We start from the raw sequence: 19,437 nt of genomic DNA, 5'->3' as shown, positions 1-19,437 counted from the left end.
GCAGGTCAGGCGGAAACGCGAGGGATGGTGTCATCGCTGCGCAAGGTGAAGATTTCGTAGCCGGTCTCGGTCACCAGCAGGGTGTGTTCCCACTGGGCCGAGAGCTTGCGGTCCTTGGTGATGGCGGTCCAGCCATCGCCCAGGACCTTGGTGTCGGCCTTGCCCTGGTTGATCATCGGCTCGATGGTGAAGGTCATGCCGGCTTGCAGTTCCATGCCGGTACCGGCACGGCCGTAGTGCAGGATTTGTGGCTCTTCGTGGAACACCTTGCCGATGCCGTGGCCGCAGAACTCGCGCACGACCGAGAAACCGTTCTTTTCAGCGTGCTTCTGGATCACTTCGCCGATATCGCCCAGGCGGCAGCCGGGTTTGACGATCTCGATGGCTTTGTACATGCATTCCTGGGTGACCTGGGACAGGCGCTCGGCCCAGACCGGCACGCTGCCGACGTGGAACATGCGGCTGGTGTCGCCGTGGTAGCCGTCCTTGATCACCGTGACGTCGATGTTCAGGGTGTCGCCGTCTTTCAGGGCTTTCTCGTTCGGGATGCCGTGGCAGACCACATGGTTGATCGAGGTGCAGATCGACTTCGGGAAGCCTTTGTAGTTGAGCGGGGCAGGGATGGCCTGCTGCTCGTTGACGATGTAGTCGTGGCAGATGCGGTCGAGCTCTTCGGTGGTGATCCCGGGCTTGACGTGTTCGGCAATCATTTCCAGCACATCGGCGGCGAGTTTGCCGGCGATACGCATTTTGGCGATGTCCTCTGGGGTTTTGAGGGTGACGGTCATACAGGCTCTCTCTACGCTCAGTGGCGCTTGCTATACGGAATGGGCTCTGCGTGATGCGGTGCGCAGGCCTGAAAAAGGCGATTCTAACAGACGATCACGGCAAATCCGTGGCGGCATGCATCGCTTCTCTCTATAGAATGGCGCATTCTGGAGCGATTCCAAGGGCTGGAACACCTGCGCTGGCCCGGTTTTGAGAAACCGGGTTCCGTTTTCAGCCTTGCTGTGGTATAAAATGCGCCGCTTTCCGGGGATGCCCCGAAAGGCTTAAATCCACACACGTGTCGACACGATGACCTGGGTGCCTTCAGCTGAAGCTGCTGGTTGGTCATTGGGATACGTGGAGGCCAAACCCGACTTATTAAGGAACTATCATGTCCCAAGTCAACATGCGCGATATGCTGAAGGCCGGTGTGCACTTCGGTCACCAGACCCGTTACTGGAACCCGAAAATGGGTAAATACATTTTCGGCGCGCGTAACAAGATCCACATCATCAACCTTGAAAAAACCCTGCCAATGTTCAACGAAGCTCTGACTTTCGTAGAGCGTCTGGCCCAGGGCAAAAACAAGATTCTGTTCGTCGGCACCAAGCGTTCCGCTGGCAAGATCGTTGCTGAAGAAGCAGCACGTTGCGGTTCGCCGTACGTCGATCACCGCTGGTTGGGCGGCATGCTGACCAACTTCAAAACCATCCGTGCTTCCATCAAGCGTCTGCGTGACCTTGAAGTGCAAGCCGAAGACGGTACTTTCGCCAAGCTGACCAAGAAAGAAGCGCTGATGCGCACTCGTGACCTGGAAAAGCTCGATCGTTCCCTGGGTGGTATCAAGGACATGGGCGGTCTGCCTGACGCACTGTTCGTTATCGACGTTGATCACGAGCGCATCGCGATCACCGAAGCCAACAAGCTGGGCATCCCGGTTATCGGCGTAGTCGATACCAACAGCAGCCCGGAAGGCGTTGACTACATCATCCCAGGCAACGATGACGCAATCCGCGCTATCCAGCTGTACATGGGTTCGATGGCTGACGCTGTAATCCGCGGTCGCAACCACGTTGCTGGCGGCACCGAGCAGTTCGTAGAAGAAGCTCCGGTAGCAGCAGCTGAGTAATTGACGCCTTGGCGTTGACTCAGTAAGCAAAAAGGGGGCTTGGCCCCCTTTTTGCCACCTCGAAAACCATTTGTCGGCGCCCACTGCCTTTTTGTAACGTGCGGCAGCTAACAAAGGGTGGATCGAGAAGAATTGAACGCCCGTTCGATCGGGTGGAATGGTTGAAAACCTATCCAAGAGGAATTTGAAAATGGCAGAGATTACTGCAGCGTTGGTCAAAGAACTGCGCGAGCGTACTGGCGAAGGCATGATGGACTGCAAAAAGGCCTTGACCAAGGCTGGCGGCGACATCGAGAAAGCCATTGATGACATGCGTGCTTCGGGCGCCATCAAGGCTGCCAAAAAAGCAGGCAACGTTGCTGCTGAAGGCGCTATCGCCCTGAAGGAAGACGGTAAATCCGCAGTCCTGCTGGAAGTGAACTCGCAGACTGACTTCCTGGCTCTGCAGGACGACTTCAAGGCATTTGTTGCTGCAAGCGTTGAAAAAGCGTTCGCCGACAAGCTGACTGACGTCGCTCCGCTGATCGAAGCTCAAGAAGCTGCTCGCCTGGTATTGGTCGGCAAGGTTGGCGAAAACGTCAACATCCGTCGCCTGGCTCGCGTTGAAGGTGATGTGGTTGGTGGTTACCTGCACGGCAACAAGATCGGTGTAGCTGTTGTTCTGAAAGGCGGCAACGTTGAGCTGGCCAAGGACATCGCTATGCACGTAGCTGCTAGCAACCCTGAGTTCCTGCTGCCATCGGAAGTTTCCGCTGAAGCGATCGAGCGCGAAAAAGCCGTGTTCCTGCAGCTGAACGAAGAAAAAATCAAAGGCAAGCCAGAAAACATTGTTGAGAACATGGTCAAAGGCCGTATCAGCAAGTTCCTGGCTGAAGCAAGCCTGGTTGAGCAGGCGTTCGTCAAGAACCCTGAAATCAAGGTTGGCGAACTGGCCAAGAAAGCCGGTGCTGAAATCGTTTCCTTCACTTACTTCAAAGTAGGCGAAGGCATCGAGAAGCCGGTCGACAACTTCGCTGAAGAAGTTGCTGCCCAGCTGGCTGCTGCCAAGCAATAAGACAGTTTTCAACTGTCGCCCGAAAGAGGCTGCCCGCTCACGCGCGCAGCCTCTTTTCAAATGGGAGGTCGATTTTATTTGGCTTCCCTTCGGAACTGGCTTACAAAGCCGTGTTCTGATGGCGCTGTGATAGCGTCAAGCTAGAGTAAACGCAGGCTGTAAACAGCCAGCACAGAATTTTTTAAAATACGCCGCAGGAGAGATTCGCAATGGCTCAGCAGGGCAGTGGTTATCAGGCTCGCTATAAACGCATTCTACTCAAGCTTAGCGGCGAGGCCTTGATGGGCTCCGAAGAGTTCGGGATCGATCCCAAGGTCCTGGATCGCATGGCGCTGGAAGTCGGCCAGTTGGTCGGTATCGGCGTCCAGGTCGGCCTGGTGATCGGTGGCGGCAACCTGTTCCGCGGCGCGGCACTGAGTGCGGCCGGCATGGATCGGGTCACTGGCGACCACATGGGCATGCTGGCCACTGTGATGAACGCCCTGGCCATGCGCGACGCGCTGGAACGTGCGAATATCTCGGCCATCGTGATGTCGGCCATCTCCATGGTTGGCGTGACCGATCACTACGATCGCCGCAAAGCCATGCGTCACCTCAACTCCAAGGAAGTGGTGATCTTCGCGGCCGGTACCGGCAACCCGTTCTTCACCACCGATTCGGCTGCCTGCCTGCGCGCGATCGAAATCGATGCCGACGTCGTGCTCAAAGCGACCAAGGTTGACGGTGTGTACACCGCAGATCCATTCAAAGACCCACATGCCGAGAAGTTCGATCATCTGACCTACGATGAAGTACTGGATCGCAAGCTGGGTGTCATGGACCTGACGGCTATCTGCCTGTGCCGCGACCACAAGATGCCGCTGCGCGTATTTAACATGAACAAGCCCGGCGCCCTGCTGAACATCGTACATGGCGGCGCTGAAGGGACTCTGATCGAGGAAGGCGAACAATGATCAACGAAATCAAGAAAGACGCTCAAGAGCGCATGCAGAAATCGCTGGACTCTCTGAACCATGCATTTGGTCAGATTCGTACCGGCAAGGCTCACCCAAGCATCCTGGGTAGCGTGATGGTGCCGTACTACGGCACGGACACTTCCATCACCCAAGTGGCCAACATCACGGTAAAAGACTCCCGGACCCTTCAGGTCGTGGCGTTTGAGCGCAATATGCTCGCGGCAGTCGACAAGGCGATCCAAAGTGCAGGTTTGAACCTCAACCCGACGAACCTGGGCGAGCTGCTGTTGATCTCCATGCCGGCTCTGACTGAAGAAACCCGCAAGGGCTTCACCAAGCAGGCGCGTAGCGCAGCTGAAGATGCTCGTGTTGCCGTGCGCAACATTCGTCGTGATGCACTGGGCGACCTGAAGAAACTGGTCAAGGACAAGGAAATCAGCGAAGACGAAGAGCGTCGTGCCGCTGCTGATATCCAGAAGCTGACCGACAAGGCTGAGGCCGAAATCGACGCAGCGACCAAGCAAAAAGAAGCGGATTTGATGGCCGTATAAGGGTCGCGCTTTCATGGAAAAGACCAAGCAGCCTGCGCTGTCCACGGTGCCGCGACATGTCGCGATCATCATGGACGGCAATAATCGCTGGGCAAAAAAACGTTTCTTGCCCGGCGTTGCCGGGCACAAGGCGGGCGTCGATGCTGTGCGCGCCGTAATCGAGGTGTGCGCGGAATCGGGGGTGGAAGTCCTGACCCTGTTCGCGTTTTCCAGTGAAAACTGGCAGCGCCCGGCCGATGAAGTCAGTGCCTTGATGGACCTGTTCTTCAAGGCGTTGCGTCGTGAGGCCAAGCGCCTCAACGACAACAACATTTCCTTGCGCATCATTGGCGATCGCTCGCGCTTTCATCCGGAGCTTCAGGCAGCCATGCGTGAAGCCGAGGCGATGACGGCCGGGGCCAATCGTTTTGTCCTGCAAATCGCCGCCAACTATGGCGGTCAGTGGGACATTGCCCAGGCTGCGCAGCGTCTGGCGCGAGAAGTTCAGGCCGGCCACCTGCGGCCGGACGACATCACCCCGGATTTGCTGCAGACCTGCCTGTCCACAGGCGACCTGCCGTTGCCGGACCTGTGTATTCGCACCGGTGGCGAGCATCGCATCAGCAACTTCCTGTTGTGGCAGATGGCCTATTCCGAGTTGTACTTCTCCGACCTGTTCTGGCCGGACTTCAAACACGAAGCCATGCGCACTGCACTGGCCGATTTCGCTTCTCGCCAACGTCGCTTCGGTAAAACGAGCGAACAGGTCGAAGCTGGAGCCCGGGTTTAATGCTTAAACAACGAATCATCACGGCACTGATCCTGCTGCCAATCGCCCTGTGCGGGTTTTTCCTGCTCGAAGGTTCCGCTTTTGCGCTGTTCATCGGTCTGGTGGTAACCCTGGGCGCGTGGGAATGGGCGCGCCTGGCGGGCTTCGAGGCGCAGTCGATGCGTGTCGCCTACGGGGCTGTAGTGGCCGCGATGCTGCTGGTCCTGCATCTGGTACCCGGGCTTGCGCCTTGGGTGTTGGGCGCAGCCGTGCTGTGGTGGGGCGTGGCGACCTTCCTGGTGCTGACCTACCCCAAGACCAGCGAGCATTGGGCGAGTGCCGCCTGCAAGCTGGTGATCGGTCTGCTGATCCTGTTGCCGGCCTGGCAAGGCCTGGTGCTGATCAAGCAATACCCGCTGGGCAACTGGCTGATCATGGCGGTCATGGTGCTGGTCTGGGGCGCGGACATCGGCGCTTACTTCTCCGGCCGGGCCTTCGGCAAGCGCAAGCTGGCGCCGCTGGTCAGTCCTGGCAAGAGCTGGGAAGGGGTGTATGGCGGCCTGCTGTTGAGCTTGGTGATTACCCTGGTCGTCGGCCTGGTACGCGACTGGAGCGTGGGCCAGTTGCTCATGGGCCTGGTCGGCGCGGCTATCATCGTGTTCATCTCGGTGGTCGGTGACCTGACCGAAAGCATGTTCAAGCGTCAGGCCGGGATCAAGGACAGCAGTAACCTGCTGCCGGGTCACGGCGGTGTGCTGGATCGAATCGACAGCCTGACCGCTGCAATCCCCTTGTTTGCCGTGCTGTTGTGGATGGCCGCACCGTGAGCCGGCCACAACAGATCACCGTCCTCGGTGCGACCGGCTCCATAGGCCTGAGCACCCTGGACGTCATCGCTCGCCACCCGGAGCGTTTCCAGGTCTTTGCCTTGAGTGGCTTCTCGCGCCTTAGTGAGTTGCTGGCCTTGTGCATCCGTCACGTGCCGCGTTTTGCCGTGGTCCCGCAACCTGAAGCGGCGCGGCGTCTGCAGGACGATCTGCGGGCTGCTGGCCTGCCGACCCGTGTGCTGGTGGGGGAGGAGGGGTTGTGCCAGGTGGCTGCCGATCCCGAAGTGGATGCGGTGATGGCGGCGATAGTCGGTGCGGCAGGACTGCGCCCGACCCTGGCGGCAGTGGAAGCTGGCAAGAAGATCCTGCTGGCCAACAAGGAGGCGCTGGTGATGTCCGGCGCCTTGTTCATGCAGGCGGTGCACAAGAGCGGTTCGGTATTGTTGCCGATCGACAGTGAGCACAATGCGATCTTCCAGTGCATGCCTACGGACTTTTCCCGCGGGCTGGGCAATGTCGGGGTGCGGCGGATTCTGCTGACTGCATCGGGCGGCCCGTTCCGCCAGACCGCCCTGGCCGAGCTGGCACATGTCACGCCGGATCAAGCTTGCGCCCATCCCAACTGGTCGATGGGGCGCAAGATTTCGGTCGACTCGGCGAGCATGATGAATAAGGGTCTGGAGTTGATCGAGGCCTGTTGGCTGTTCGATGCCAAGCCCTCACAGGTCGAAGTGGTGATCCACCCGCAGAGCGTGATTCACTCGCTGGTCGACTACGTGGACGGTTCGGTGCTGGCCCAGTTGGGCAACCCGGACATGCGCACACCCATCGCCAATGCGCTGGCCTGGCCTGAGCGGATTGACTCCGGTGTGGCGCCGCTTGATCTGTTTGCTATCGCGCGCCTGGATTTCCAGGCACCCGACGAAGAGCGTTTCCCGTGCCTGCGCCTGGCACGCCAGGCGGCCGAGGCGGGTAACAGCGCGCCGGCCATGTTGAATGCGGCCAACGAAGTGGCGGTTGCCGCCTTTCTGGATGGGCGTGTCCGCTACCTGGAGATCGCGAGTATCATCGAGGAAGTATTGAACCTTGAGCCGGTGGTGGCTGTGGCGGATCTCGAGGCAGTGTTTACGGCGGACGCGAAAGCGCGTGTACTGGCGCAGCGTTGGTTGAGCCGCCACGGGCGATAGGTGTTGCGGCAGGTTTGCCGGCGCCAGCGCTGAATAGGATTGCGGAGAAAGTAGATGAGCGCGCTCTATATGATTGTCGGCACCCTGGTAGCCCTGGGTGTGCTGGTCACCTTCCATGAATTCGGCCACTTCTGGGTCGCGCGTCGTTGTGGCGTCAAGGTCCTGCGTTTTTCCGTAGGCTTCGGCATGCCGTTGATACGCTGGCACGATCGCCAGGGCACCGAATTTGTGATTGCCGCCATTCCGCTGGGTGGCTACGTGAAAATGCTCGATGAGCGTGAAGGCGACGTGCCGGCTGATCAATTGGAGCAATCCTTCAATCGCAAGTCGGTTCGCCAGCGTATCGCTATCGTTGCTGCCGGCCCTATTGCCAACTTCCTGCTGGCCCTGGTGTTCTTCTGGGTCCTGGCCATGCTCGGTACCGAGCAGGTGCGCCCGGTGATTGGCGCAGTTGAAATCGGCAGTATCGCCGCCAAGGCCGGCTTGAGTCCGGGCCAGGAAATCGTCGCCGTCGATGGTGAGGCCACTTCCGGTTGGGCCGCCGTCAATCTGCAACTGGTGCGCCGCCTGGGTGAGAGTGGTGCGGTGCAGTTTTTGGTGCGCGAGGAGGGCTCCACTGCCGATACCCCCCGTGAACTGATTCTGGACAAGTGGCTCAAGGGCGCCGATGAGCCTGATCCGATTCGCTCCCTCGGCATTCGTCCATGGCGTCCGGCCTTGCCGCCGGTCCTGGCTGAGCTCGATCCCAAGGGGCCGGCCCAGGCGGCAGGCCTGAAAACCGGCGACCGGCTGTTGAAGCTCGATGGCCAGGCGCTGACGGATTGGCAGCAAGTGGTCGATTGGGTGCGTGTACGTCCTGAAACCAAAATTGTGCTGCAGGTCGAGCGCGACGGTGCTCAAATCGACGTCCCTGTGACCCTGGCGGTCCGAGGTGACGGCAAGGCCGCCACCGGTTACCTGGGGGCGGGGGTGAAAGCTGTCGATTGGCCACCAACGATGATTCGTGAGGTCAGCTTCGGTCCTGTAGCGGCCATTGGCGAAGGGGCGCGGCGCACCTGGACCATGAGTGTGCTGACCCTCGATTCGCTGAAGAAAATGTTGTTCGGCGAGCTCTCGGTAAAAAACTTGAGTGGACCGATAACCATTGCTAAAGTGGCGGGCGCTTCTGCCCAGTCGGGCGTCGCTGATTTCCTGAATTTCCTTGCTTATCTGAGTATTAGCCTGGGGGTTCTGAATTTGTTGCCCATTCCTGTACTGGATGGGGGGCATTTGTTGTTTTATCTGATCGAGTGGGCGCGTGGTCGTCCCTTGTCGGATCGGGTGCAAGGTTGGGGGATACAGATCGGTATCAGTTTGGTGGTCGGGGTGATGTTGCTTGCCTTGGTCAACGATCTGGGTCGACTGTAACGCTTCGCTGAATTGCGAATCTGCCGCATTTTGCGGCAGTTTTTATTGCCAGTTGGAATAAGAAAGGACTTCATGAAACGTCTGCTGCTAACTGCGGTTCTCACCGTATTGATGATCGCCGAAGTTCACGCCGAGTCCTTCACTATCTCCGATATTCGCGTCAACGGCCTCCAGCGGGTTTCCGCCGGTAGCGTCTTTGGTGCCTTGCCGTTGAACGTCGGTGAGCAGGCGGATGATCGTCGCCTGGTCGAATCCACTCGTGCGCTGTTCAAAACCGGTTTCTTCCAGGACATCCAGTTGGGTCGCGACGGCAACGTCCTGGTCATCACGGTGGTCGAGCGTCCTTCCGTCGCCAGTATCGAGATCGAAGGCAACAAGGCGATCTCCACTGAAGACCTGATGAAGGGCCTCAAGCAATCCGGTCTGGCTGAAGGCGAAATCTTCCAGCGCGCAACCCTCGAAGGCGTGCGTAACGAACTGCAGCGCCAGTACGTGGCTCAAGGCCGCTACTCGGCCACCGTTGATACCGAAGTGGTCCCTCAGCCGCGCAACCGCGTAGGCCTGAAGGTCAACATCAACGAAGGCACCGTTGCCGCTATCCAGCACATCAACGTGGTGGGCAACACGGTTTTCCCCGACGATGACCTGATCGACCTGTTCGAACTCAAGACCACCAACTGGTTGTCGTTCTTCAAGAACGATGACAAGTACGCCCGTGAAAAACTCTCCGGTGACCTCGAGCGCCTGCGCTCCTACTACCTGGACCGCGGCTATATCAACATGGATATCGCTTCGACCCAGGTGTCCATCACCCCGGACAAGAAGCACGTCTACATTACCGTCAACGTCAACGAAGGCCAGAAGTACAACGTTCGTGACGTGAAGCTCAGCGGCGACCTGAAAGTGCCTGAAGACCAGGTCAAGGCGCTGTTGCTGGTGCAGAAAGGCCAAGTGTTCTCGCGCAAGCTGATGACCACCACCTCCGAACTGATCACCCGTCGCCTGGGTAACGAGGGCTACACCTTCGCCAACGTCAACGGCGTGCCTCAGCCGCACGACGAAGACCACACGGTCGATATCACCTTCGTGGTCGATCCGGGCAAACGTGCCTACGTGAACCGTATCAACTTCCGTGGCAACACCAAGTCCGAAGACGAAGTGCTGCGTCGTGAAATGCGCCAGATGGAAGGTGGCTGGGCTTCGACTTACCTGATCGACCAGTCCAAGACCCGTCTGGAGCGCCTGGGCTTCTTCAAGGAAGTCAACGTCGAGACGCCGGCCGTGCCGGGTGTCGATGACCAGGTAGACGTCAACTACAGCGTTGAAGAACAAGCATCCGGTTCCATCACTGCCAGCGTCGGTTTTGCCCAGAGCGCCGGTCTGATCCTCGGTGGTTCGATCACCCAGAACAACTTCCTGGGTACCGGTAACAAGGTCAGCATCGGTTTGACCCGCAGTGAATACCAGAGCCGCTACAACTTCGGCTACGTGGACCCCTACTGGACAGCCGATGGCGTGAGCCTGGGTTACAACGCTTTCTATCGCACCACTGACTACGATGAGCTCGATACCGACGTTTCCAGCTATGCCGTGGACAGCCTGGGTGCCGGTGTCAGCGTGGGTTACCCGATCAGCGAGACTTCGCGCCTGACCTTTGGTCTGAACGCACAGCAAGACAAGATCAAGACCGGCCAGTACACCGTCGACGAGATCTTCGACTTCGTTAACCGTGAAGGCGACCAGTACCTGAACTTCAAGGCTTCGGCCGGTTGGTCCGAGTCGACCCTGAACAAAGGCGTATTGGCCACCCGTGGTCACTCCCAGAGCGTGACCCTGGAAACCACGGTGCCGGGCAGCGACCTGTCGTTCTTCAAGCTCGACTACCGTGGTCAGTTGTTCCAGCCATTGACCGATAACTACACCCTGCGCCTGCACACCGAGCTGGGCTACGGTGACGGCTACGGCTCGACGGATGGCTTGCCATTCTACGAAAACTACTATGCTGGTGGTTTCAACTCGGTTCGTGGCTTCAAGGACAGTACCTTGGGTCCTCGCAGTACCCCGAGTCGTGGTGTTAAGGAAACGGGGAACCAAGGTACGGTTGCCGACCCGGACAACGATCCGCTGCCGTTTGGTGGTAACGTCCTGATCCAGGGTGGTGCCGAGCTGCTGTTCCCGCTGCCATTCGTCAAGGATCAACGTTCGCTACGTACTTCCGTGTTCTGGGATGTCGGTAACGTATTCGACTCCAAGTGCGAGCAGACCATCAACAGCAATGGTTCTAAGTCCCAAACACAGTGCAACGACGTCAGCCTCAGCAACCTGGCCAGCTCCGTGGGTATTGGCGTGACCTGGGTTACTGCATTGGGTCCTTTGAGCTTTGCTCTGGCCATGCCGGTGAAAGAACCGGATAACGCTGAAACCCAAGTGTTCCAATTTTCCCTCGGTCAGACGTTCTAAGCGTCTGCCCCAAGACAACGACAATGGATTTTGTAGGAGTGCATCGTGCGTAAGTTGACTCAATTGGTTCTCCTGGCAACTGTCCTGGTAGCGACCCCGGCATTTGCCGACATGAAAATCGCGGTACTGAACTACCAGATGGCGCTGCTGGAATCCGACGCGGCGAAGAAGTACGCAGTGGACGCCGAGAAGAAGTTCGGCCCACAACTGAGCAAGCTCAAGACCCTGGAAAGCAGTGCCAAAGGCATCCAGGATCGTCTGGTCAGCGGTGGCGACAAAATGGCCCAGGGCGAGCGTGAGCGTCTGGAGCTTGAATTCAAGCAAAAGGCCCGCGACTTCCAGTTCCAGTCCAAGGAATTGAACGAAGCCAAGGCTGTTGCCGACCGTGAAATGCTCAAGCAGCTCAAGCCGAAACTGGATAGCGCTGTGGAAGAAGTCATCAAGAAAGGTGCTTTTGACCTGGTCTTCGAGCGTGGCGCAGTGATTGATGTCAAGCCGCAATACGACATCACCCGCCAGGTTATCGAGCGCATGAATCAGCTGAAGTAATCCATGACAGCGACTAAAACCCTCGGCCAATTGGCCGAGTTCCTGGGCGCCACATTGTGTGGTGACCCAGAGAAGACAATTACTGGGCTAGCCACTTTACAAGAGGCTGGCCCAGCTCAGTTGAGCTTTCTGGCAAACCCCCAATACCGTAAATACCTGGCCGACAGCCATGCCGCAGCCGTGTTGCTGAAGGCCGCTGACGCCGAAGGTTTTGCCGGTGATGCGCTGGTGGTGCCGGATCCTTACGCGGCGTACGCGCGGGTGTCCCACCTGTTCGATCCCAAGCCCAAGGCGGCTGCCGGTATCCATCCGACGGCAGTCATCGCGGCGGACGCGGTGGTTGACCCGGCGGCGAGCATCGGTGCGTTTGCGGTGATCGAGAGCGGTGCCCGGATTGCTGCCGGTGTCACGGTCGGCGCCCATTGCTTCATCGGTGCCCGTAGCGAGATCGGTGAAGGTGGCTGGTTGGCCCCGCGAGTGACGCTGTACCACGACGTGCGCATTGGCAAGCGGGTGGTCATTCAGTCCGGTGCGGTGCTCGGCGGTGAAGGGTTTGGTTTCGCCAACGAAAAGGGCATCTGGCAGAAAATTGCCCAGGTCGGTGGGGTGCTGGTCGGTGATGACGTGGAGATTGGCGTGAATACCGCTATCGACCGTGGCGCCTTGGCTGACACCATCCTCGGCAATGGGGTGAAGCTGGACAACCAGATTCAGATCGCGCACAACGTGCAGGTCGGTGATCACACCGCCATGGCAGCGTGCGTAGGCATTTCCGGCAGCACCAAGATCGGCAAGCATTGCATGCTGGCCGGCGGTGTCGGGCTGGTGGGGCACATCGAGATCTGCGACAACGTATTCCTGACCGGAATGACCATGGTTACCCACTCGATTACCGAGCCGGGCGCCTATTCTTCCGGTACGGCCATGCAGCCGGCCGCCGAGTGGCGCAAAAGCGCGGCACGCATCCGTCAGCTCGATGACATCGCGCGACGCCTGCGCCAGCTGGAAAAGCAGGTAGGTGAAGTGACCCCTGGTGGTAATGCTTCATCAGATGGCTGATACCATTTCCATATCAAGCGTGCACAGCCGTTAGACTGCCTCCTTGATTTGCTAGAGGAGCGTGCATCAGTCGCGCGTTCCCAATCTTTACATAGGCTTCCCCCCGAAATGATGGACATCAACGAGATTCGCGAATACCTGCCTCACCGTTACCCGTTCCTGCTGGTGGACCGCGTAGTGGACCTCAATGTTGAGGAAAAGCGCATTCGTGCCTACAAGAATGTCAGCATCAACGAGCCGTTCTTCAACGGTCACTTCCCCGCGCATCCAATCATGCCGGGCGTATTGATCATCGAAGCGATGGCCCAGGCTGCCGGAATCCTTGGTTTCAAAATGCTCGACGTCAAGCCTGCCGATGGCACGCTTTACTACTTTGTCGGCTCCGACAAGCTACGCTTCCGTCAGCCGGTCAAGCCGGGCGACCAGTTGATCCTCGAAGCCACCTTCATCAGCTGCAAGCGCAAGATCTGGAAGTTTGAATGCCAGGCTTCGGTGGATGGCAAGCCCGTGTGCTCGGCCGAGATCATCTGTGCGGAACAAAAAGTATGAGTTTGATTGACCCTCGCGCAATCATCGATCCGACAGCCGTACTGGCTGAGGGCGTTGAGGTCGGCCCTTGGTCGATCGTCGGCGCAGGTGTGGAAATCGGCGAGGGAACAGTGATCGGCCCGCACGTGGTGCTCAAGGGACCGACCCGGATTGGCAAGCACAACCGCATCTATCAGTTCTCCTCGATCGGTGAGGACACCCCTGACCTGAAGTACAAGGGGGAAGAGACGCGACTGGTGATCGGTGACCACAACGTTATCCGAGAAGGGGTGACGATTCACCGTGGGACCATCCAGGACCGCTCGGAAACCACCCTGGGCGATCACAACCTGATCATGGCCTATGCCCACATCGGCCACGATAGCGTCATCGGCAACCACTGCATCCTGGTCAACAACACAGCGTTGGCCGGGCATGTACACGTGGCCGACTGGGCGATCCTCTCCGGATTCACCCTGGTTCATCAGTATTGCCACATTGGTGCCCACAGCTTCTCCGGCATGGGCACAGCCATCGGCAAGGATGTGCCGGCCTATGTCACGGTGTTCGGCAACCCGGCCGAAGCGCGCAGCATGAACTTCGAGGGCATGCGCCGTCGTGGGTTCAGCGAAGAAGCTATCCATGCCCTGCGTCGCGCCTACAAAGTGGTCTACCGCCAGGGCTTGACCGTGGAGCAGGCATTGGCTGAGCTGGTCGAGCCTTCGGCGCAGTTTCCGGAAGTTGCAGTGTTCCGTGACTCGATCCAGTCTTCGACCCGCGGCATCACCCGCTAACCATGGCTAATCTGCGTATAGCGCTGGTGGCGGGCGAAGCTTCCGGCGACATCCTGGGCGCGGGCTTGATGCGTGCGCTCAAGGCTCGCCACCCAGCGGTCGAGTTCATCGGTGTCGGTGGCCCGCTCATGCAGGCTGAAGGCCTGACGTCCTATTTTCCCATGGAGCGCTTGTCGGTCATGGGGTTGGTGGAAGTCCTGGGGCGCTTGCGTGAACTGTTGGCTCGGCGCAAGAAGCTGATCAAGACCTTGATCGCCGAAAAGCCGGACGTGTTTATCGGCATCGATGCACCAGACTTCACCCTCAATATCGAACTCAAGCTGCGCCAGGCCGGGATCAAGACCGTGCACTACGTCAGCCCTTCGGTCTGGGCCTGGCGGCAGAAACGTGTGCTGAAGATCCGCGAAGGCTGCGACTTGATGCTCACGCTGCTGCCGTTCGAAGCCCGGTTCTACGAAGAGAAAGGCGTGCCGGTGCGGTTTGTCGGCCACACCCTGGCCGATGCCATTCCGCTGGAAGCCGACCGCGGCGCAGCGCGCGCCGAGCTGGGCCTGCCGGACGGCCCTCTGGTCGCCCTGATGCCGGGCAGCCGGGGCGGTGAAGTCGGGCGCCTGGGCGGCTTGTTCCTCGATGCCGCCCAGCGGTTGCGGGCCATGCGCCCCGGAGTGCGGTTTGTCATCCCGTGTGCCAACCCTGAGCGGCGGGTGCAGCTCGAAGAGCTGCTGGCTGGCCGTGATTTGCCGGTCACCCTGCTGGACGGTCGCTCGCACCTGGCGCTGGCCGCCTGCGACGCGGTCCTGATCGCCTCGGGGACTGCGACGCTGGAGGCTTTGTTGTACAAGCGGCCGATGGTCGTGGCTTATCGCCTGGCGCCACTGACCTACTGGATTCTCAAGCGCATGGTGAAAAGCCCCTACATCTCCTTGCCGAACTTGCTGGCCCAGCGTCTGCTGGTGCCCGAGTTGCTGCAGGACGATGCGACGCCCGAGGCGTTGGCGCTGACCCTGTCGCCGCTGATCGATGGCGGCGAAGAGCAAACCATCGGTTTTGACCAGATCCACCGGACCCTGCGCCGCGATGCCTCGAACCAGGCTGCTGACGCGGTCCTCAATTTGATCGGCGCACCACAATGACTACGGTAAAGATGCAAATGGGCCTGGATTTCAACCTTGTCGCGGATGCGCAAGCGCTGGTCGCCGGAGTCGATGAAGTAGGGCGCGGTCCACTCTGTGGCGCGGTGGTGACGGCGGCGGTGATCCTCGATCCGCTGCGCCCGATCCTCGGCCTCAATGACTCGAAGAAGCTCACTGAAGCTCGTCGCGAAAAGCTCTACGACGAAATCTGTGAAAAAGCCCTGAGCTGGTGTATCGCTCGCGCTGAAATCGAAGAAATCGACGAGTTGAACATTCTCCATGCCACCATGCTGGCGATGCAGCGCGCCGTCGAAGGCCTGCACATCCAGCCAAAACTGGCGATGATCGACGGTAACCGCTGCCCCAAGCTGGCCATGCCGGCGGAAGCGGTGGTCAAGGGCGATAGCAAGGTCCCGGCGATTGCCGCGGCGTCGATCCTGGCCAAAGTCAGCCGCGACCGCGAAATGGCCGCCTTTGAATTGATTTACCCGGGGTATGGCATCGGCGGCCACAAAGGTTATCCGACTCCCGTGCACCTGGAAGCCCTGGCGCGCCTGGGCCCGACCCCGATTCACCGGCGTTCGTTCGCGCCGGTGCGGCAGGCTTACGAGGCTCGCGAAGGGCTGCTTGAGCGCTAGTCCAAGCTGATGTTTTTGCCAAGGCCCGGTACAATCCGGGCCTTGTTGTCTCCACGTTATTAGCAGGATCACTATGCCGGCTTCATTCGTTCACCTACGCCTGCACACTGAATACTCCCTGGTCGACGGTCTGGTGCGGATCAAGCCGCTGGTCAAGACCCTGGTCGGCATGAACATGCCGGCCGTAGCGGTCACCGACCAGAACAACATGTGTTCCCTGGTCAAGTTCTACAAAAACTCCATGGGTGCGGGGATCAAGCCGATCTGCGGCGCCGACCTGTGGCTGTCGAACAAGGACCCGGACAACGCGTTGAGCCGGATCAGCTTCCTGGCGATGAATGCGGTCGGTTATCGCAATCTCACCGAGCTGATTTCCCGCGGCTTCATCGATGGCCAGCGCAATGGCCAGGTCATCATCGAGCGCGAATGGGTGGCAGAGGCCAACGAAGGCTTGATCATGCTCTCGGCAGCCAAGGAGGGCGAGATCGGCATGGCCCTGCTCGGCGGCAACCCGGACGAAGCCGAAACCCTGGCTCGCGAGTGGATGGCGGTGTTCCCGGACCGTTTTTACCTGGAAATCCAGCGTACCAACCGTCCCAATGATGAAGAGCAACTGCACGCAGCCGTGGCCCTGGCCGACAAGATCGGCGCGCCGCTGGTGGCCACCAACGACGTGCGCTTCATCAAGCAGGAAGACTTTGCCGCCCACGAAACCCGGGTGTGCATCGGTGAAGGCCGGGCACTCGACGATCCGCGGCGCTCGAAGAACTACAGCGACCAGCAATACCTCAAAAGCGCCGAGGAAATGCTCGAGCTGTTCAGCGACTTGCCCGATGCCGTGCAGAACACGGTCGAGATCGCCAAGCGCTGCAATATCGATGTAAAACTGGGCAAGCACTTCCTGCCCAACTTCCCGATTCCCGATGGCATGACCATCGACGAGTATTTCCGCAAGGTGTCCTTCGACGGGCTTGAAGAGCGCTTGAGCGTGCTGCTGCCCAAGGACACCACCGAGGACTACGAGGCCAAGCGCCAGGTCTACGTCGACCGGCTGAATTTCGAGCTGGATATCATTATCCAGATGGGGTTCCCCGGTTACTTCCTGATCGTGATGGACTTTATCCAGTGGGCCAAGAGCAACGGGGTTCCGGTGGGGCCGGGCCGGGGGTCGGGTGCCGGCTCGCTGGTGGCCTATGTACAGAAAATCACCGACCTCGACCCGCTGGAATACGACCTGCTGTTCGAACGTTTCCTCAACCCGGAACGGGTCTCCATGCCCGACTTCGACGTCGACTTCTGCATGGACGGTCGTGACCGGGTCATCGAGTACGTGGCCGAGAAATACGGGCGCAACGCGGTTAGCCAGATCATCACCTTCGGCTCCATGGCCGCCAAGGCGGTGGTGCGCGACGTGGCGCGGGTCCAGGGCAAGTCCTACGGCCTGGCGGATCGCCTGTCGAAGATGATTCCCTTCGAAGTCGGCATGACTCTGGAAAAAGCCTACGAGCAGGAAGAGATCCTGCGCGACTTCATCAAGGTCGATGAAGAGGCGGCGGAAATCTGGGAGATGGCGCGCAAACTCGAAGGTGTTGTGCGTAACGTCGGCAAGCACGCCGGTGGTGTGGTGATCGCACCCACCAAGCTGACCGACTTCTCGCCGATCTATTGCGATGAAGAGGGTGGCGGCCTGGTCACCCAGTTCGACAAGGATGACGTCGAGGCGGCCGGCCTGGTGAAGTTCGACTTCCTCGGTCTGCGGACCCTGACGATCATCGACTGGGCGCTGAAAACCATCAACCGCGACCGCGCCAAGGTCGACGAGCCGCCGCTGGATATCGCCTTTATCCCGCTGGACGACAAGCCGACCTACAGCTTGCTGCAAAAGGCCGAGACCACCGCGGTGTTCCAGCTCGAGTCGCGCGGCATGAAGGAGCTGATCAAAAAGCTCAAGCCCGACTGCCTGGAAGACTTGATCGCACTGGTGGCCCTGTTCCGTCCCGGCCCGTTGCAATCGGGCATGGTGGACGACTTTATCAACCGTAAGCACGGTCGAGCCGAACTGGCGTACCCGCACTCCGACTACCAGTACGAGGGCCTCAAGCCCGTACTGGCACCGACCTACGGCATCATCCTGTATCAAGAACAGGTAATGCAGATCGCCCAGGTCATGGCCGGCTACACCCTCGGCGGAGCGGACATGCTGCGTCGGGCCATGGGTAAGAAAAAACCCGAAGAGATGGCCAAGCAACGTGGCGGTTTCATCGAAGGTTGCGCGACCAACAATATCGACGCTGACCTTGCGGGTAACATCTTCGATCTGGTGGAGAAATTCGCCGGTTACGGCTTCAACAAATCTCACTCCGCCGCCTACGGCCTGGTGTCTTACCAGACGGCCTGGCTGAAAGCCCACTACCCGGCGCCGTTCATGGCCGCGGTACTCTCGGCGGATATGCACAACACCGACAAGGTCGTGACCTTGATCGAGGAAGTGCGGACCATGAAGCTGCGTCTCGACGCGCCGGACGTGAACACTTCGGAGTTCAAGTTCACGGTGAACGAGGAGGGCCGGATCATCTACGGCCTGGGCGCGATCAAGGGCGTGGGCGAAGGGCCGGTCGAGGCGATTACCGAGGCGCGTCAGGATGGGCCGTTCCAGGACCTGTTCGATTTCTGCGCGCGGGTCGACCTCAAGCGAATTAACAAGCGCACCCTCGACGGCCTGATCCGCAGCGGCGCGCTGGACCGCCTGGGTCCGTACTTCTTTGATGAGACCAAAGCCTACCAAGCCAACATCGACCGTAACCGCGCGGTGCTGCTGACGGCCATGGAAGAGGCGATCAAGGCGGCCGAGCAGACGGCGCGGACCCACGACAGCGGGCACGCCGACCTCTTCGGCGGGCTGTTTGTCGAAGAAGACGCCGACGTCTACGCCAATCACCGCAAAGCCAAGGAGCTGACGCTCAAGGAACGCCTGAAAGGTGAAAAAGACACCCTGGGGCTGTACCTGACCGGTCACCCGATTGACGAATATGAAGGTGAAATCCGCCGTTTTGCCCGCCAGCGCATCATCGACCTGAAGCCGGCTCGCGACACCCAGACTGTCGCCGGCATGATCATCGCCCTGCGGGTGATGAAGAACAAAAAGGGCGACAAGATGGGCTTTATCACCCTCGACGACCGTTCGGGCCGGATCGAGGCGTCGCTGTTCGCCGAGGCGTTCCATTCCGCGCAATCGCTGCTGCAAACCGACGCGATGGTGGTGGTCGAGGGCGAAGTCAGCAATGACGACTTCTCCGGTGGCCTGCGGCTACGGGTCAAGCGGGTGATGAGCATGGAAGATGCGCGCACCAACCTGGCCGAAAGCCTGCGCCTGAAGGTGCAGACCCAGGACCTCAAGGGCGATCAGTTGCGCTGGCTGGGGGAGTTGTTCAAGCGTCATCGTGGCGCCTGCCCCATCACCATGGAGTACACCAGCCCCGACGCGAAGGCCTTGCTGCAATTTGGCGAGACCTGGCGAATCGATCCGGCAGACAGCTTGATTCAAGCCCTGCGTGACCAGTTCGGGCGAGACAACGTCTTCCTCCAATACCGTTGACGGTCAGGGGCCCTTGAAGCGCCCTGGCCATGACCCGAATTTTTAATCTCGACC

The 19,437-nt window shown here is 59.5% G+C and carries 17 protein-coding genes; 16 read left to right on the top strand and 1 reads right to left on the bottom strand.

The window, feature by feature from the left end:
* Window positions 1–5: 5 nt before the first annotated feature.
* The gene (map, locus tag ACM6IP_RS20240; RefSeq protein ID WP_095166785.1) at window positions 6–788 is read right to left on the bottom strand and encodes a type I methionyl aminopeptidase; all 783 of its coding nucleotides are present in this window, start codon (window positions 786–788) and stop codon (window positions 6–8) included.
* 371 nt (window positions 789–1,159) lie between these two features.
* On the opposite strand from map, the gene rpsB reads away from it, so the two are divergent.
* The 16 genes from rpsB to dnaE all read left to right on the top strand — a co-directional run bounded on the left by rpsB (window position 1,160) and on the right by dnaE (window position 19,383).
* A complete protein-coding gene (gene rpsB / locus ACM6IP_RS20235) occupies window positions 1,160–1,897 on the top strand; it encodes a 30S ribosomal protein S2 (RefSeq protein WP_003219330.1) in 738 nt (245 codons plus the stop codon).
* Between the two features lie 190 nt (window positions 1,898–2,087).
* Window positions 2,088–2,951 (top strand): translation elongation factor Ts, encoded by an 864-nt coding sequence (gene tsf / locus ACM6IP_RS20230; protein WP_095166787.1) that lies wholly within the window; start codon window positions 2,088–2,090, stop codon window positions 2,949–2,951.
* 209 nt (window positions 2,952–3,160) lie between these two features.
* Entirely contained in the window at window positions 3,161–3,904 is a 744-nt protein-coding gene (gene pyrH, locus ACM6IP_RS20225; RefSeq protein WP_011059526.1) for a UMP kinase, read from the top strand.
* Window positions 3,901–4,458 carry a ribosome recycling factor gene (frr, locus tag ACM6IP_RS20220; protein ID WP_095166789.1) on the top strand — a complete coding sequence of 186 codons (558 nt, stop codon included), beginning with the start codon at window positions 3,901–3,903 and terminating at the stop codon, window positions 4,456–4,458. The genes pyrH and frr overlap by 4 nt, the downstream gene beginning before the upstream one ends.
* 13 nt (window positions 4,459–4,471) lie before the next feature.
* Entirely contained in the window at window positions 4,472–5,227 is a 756-nt protein-coding gene (gene uppS, locus ACM6IP_RS20215) for a polyprenyl diphosphate synthase (protein WP_095166791.1), read from the top strand.
* Complete coding sequence (locus ACM6IP_RS20210; protein WP_414862161.1) at window positions 5,227–6,033, top strand: phosphatidate cytidylyltransferase; 807 nt, start codon at window positions 5,227–5,229, stop codon at window positions 6,031–6,033. The genes uppS and ACM6IP_RS20210 overlap by 1 nt, the downstream gene beginning before the upstream one ends.
* Window positions 6,030–7,220: a 1-deoxy-D-xylulose-5-phosphate reductoisomerase gene (gene ispC, locus ACM6IP_RS20205; RefSeq protein WP_414862160.1), complete on the top strand. Its 1,191-nt coding sequence runs from the start codon at window positions 6,030–6,032 to the stop codon at window positions 7,218–7,220. The genes ACM6IP_RS20210 and ispC overlap by 4 nt, the downstream gene beginning before the upstream one ends.
* 54 nt (window positions 7,221–7,274) lie before the next feature.
* Complete coding sequence (rseP, locus tag ACM6IP_RS20200; protein WP_414862159.1) at window positions 7,275–8,627, top strand: sigma E protease regulator RseP; 1,353 nt, start codon at window positions 7,275–7,277, stop codon at window positions 8,625–8,627.
* Window positions 8,628–8,699: 72 nt separating this feature from the next.
* Window positions 8,700–11,087 carry an outer membrane protein assembly factor BamA gene (gene bamA / locus ACM6IP_RS20195; protein ID WP_414862158.1) on the top strand — a complete coding sequence of 796 codons (2,388 nt, stop codon included), beginning with the start codon at window positions 8,700–8,702 and terminating at the stop codon, window positions 11,085–11,087.
* A gap of 45 nt (window positions 11,088–11,132) precedes the next feature.
* Window positions 11,133–11,636: an OmpH family outer membrane protein gene (locus tag ACM6IP_RS20190; protein WP_095166801.1), complete on the top strand. Its 504-nt coding sequence runs from the start codon at window positions 11,133–11,135 to the stop codon at window positions 11,634–11,636.
* 3 nt (window positions 11,637–11,639) lie between these two features.
* Window positions 11,640–12,695 carry a UDP-3-O-(3-hydroxymyristoyl)glucosamine N-acyltransferase gene (gene lpxD, locus ACM6IP_RS20185; RefSeq protein ID WP_095166803.1) on the top strand — a complete coding sequence of 352 codons (1,056 nt, stop codon included), beginning with the start codon at window positions 11,640–11,642 and terminating at the stop codon, window positions 12,693–12,695.
* 108 nt (window positions 12,696–12,803) lie between these two features.
* Window positions 12,804–13,244: a 3-hydroxyacyl-ACP dehydratase FabZ gene (gene fabZ / locus ACM6IP_RS20180; protein ID WP_027619040.1), complete on the top strand. Its 441-nt coding sequence runs from the start codon at window positions 12,804–12,806 to the stop codon at window positions 13,242–13,244.
* The gene (gene lpxA, locus ACM6IP_RS20175; protein WP_095166805.1) at window positions 13,241–14,017 is read left to right on the top strand and encodes an acyl-ACP--UDP-N-acetylglucosamine O-acyltransferase; all 777 of its coding nucleotides are present in this window, start codon (window positions 13,241–13,243) and stop codon (window positions 14,015–14,017) included. Before fabZ ends, lpxA begins: the two co-directional genes overlap by 4 nt.
* Window positions 14,018–14,019: 2 nt before the next feature.
* Window positions 14,020–15,150, top strand: a complete 1,131-nt coding sequence (lpxB, locus tag ACM6IP_RS20170) for a lipid-A-disaccharide synthase (protein WP_414862157.1) — start codon at window positions 14,020–14,022, stop codon at window positions 15,148–15,150.
* 11 nt (window positions 15,151–15,161) lie between these two features.
* Window positions 15,162–15,788 carry a ribonuclease HII gene (gene rnhB / locus ACM6IP_RS20165; RefSeq protein ID WP_095166810.1) on the top strand — a complete coding sequence of 209 codons (627 nt, stop codon included), beginning with the start codon at window positions 15,162–15,164 and terminating at the stop codon, window positions 15,786–15,788.
* Window positions 15,789–15,861: 73 nt separating this feature from the next.
* The gene (gene dnaE, locus ACM6IP_RS20160; RefSeq protein WP_095166812.1) at window positions 15,862–19,383 is read left to right on the top strand and encodes a DNA polymerase III subunit alpha; all 3,522 of its coding nucleotides are present in this window, start codon (window positions 15,862–15,864) and stop codon (window positions 19,381–19,383) included.
* Window positions 19,384–19,437: the final 54 nt, after the last annotated feature.

Origin of the sequence: Pseudomonas sp. IT-P176, from assembly GCF_949767245.1 — a bacterium.
Lineage (GTDB): Bacteria > Pseudomonadota > Gammaproteobacteria > Pseudomonadales > Pseudomonadaceae > Aquipseudomonas.
This window is presented reverse-complemented; position numbering and strand designations above follow the sequence as displayed.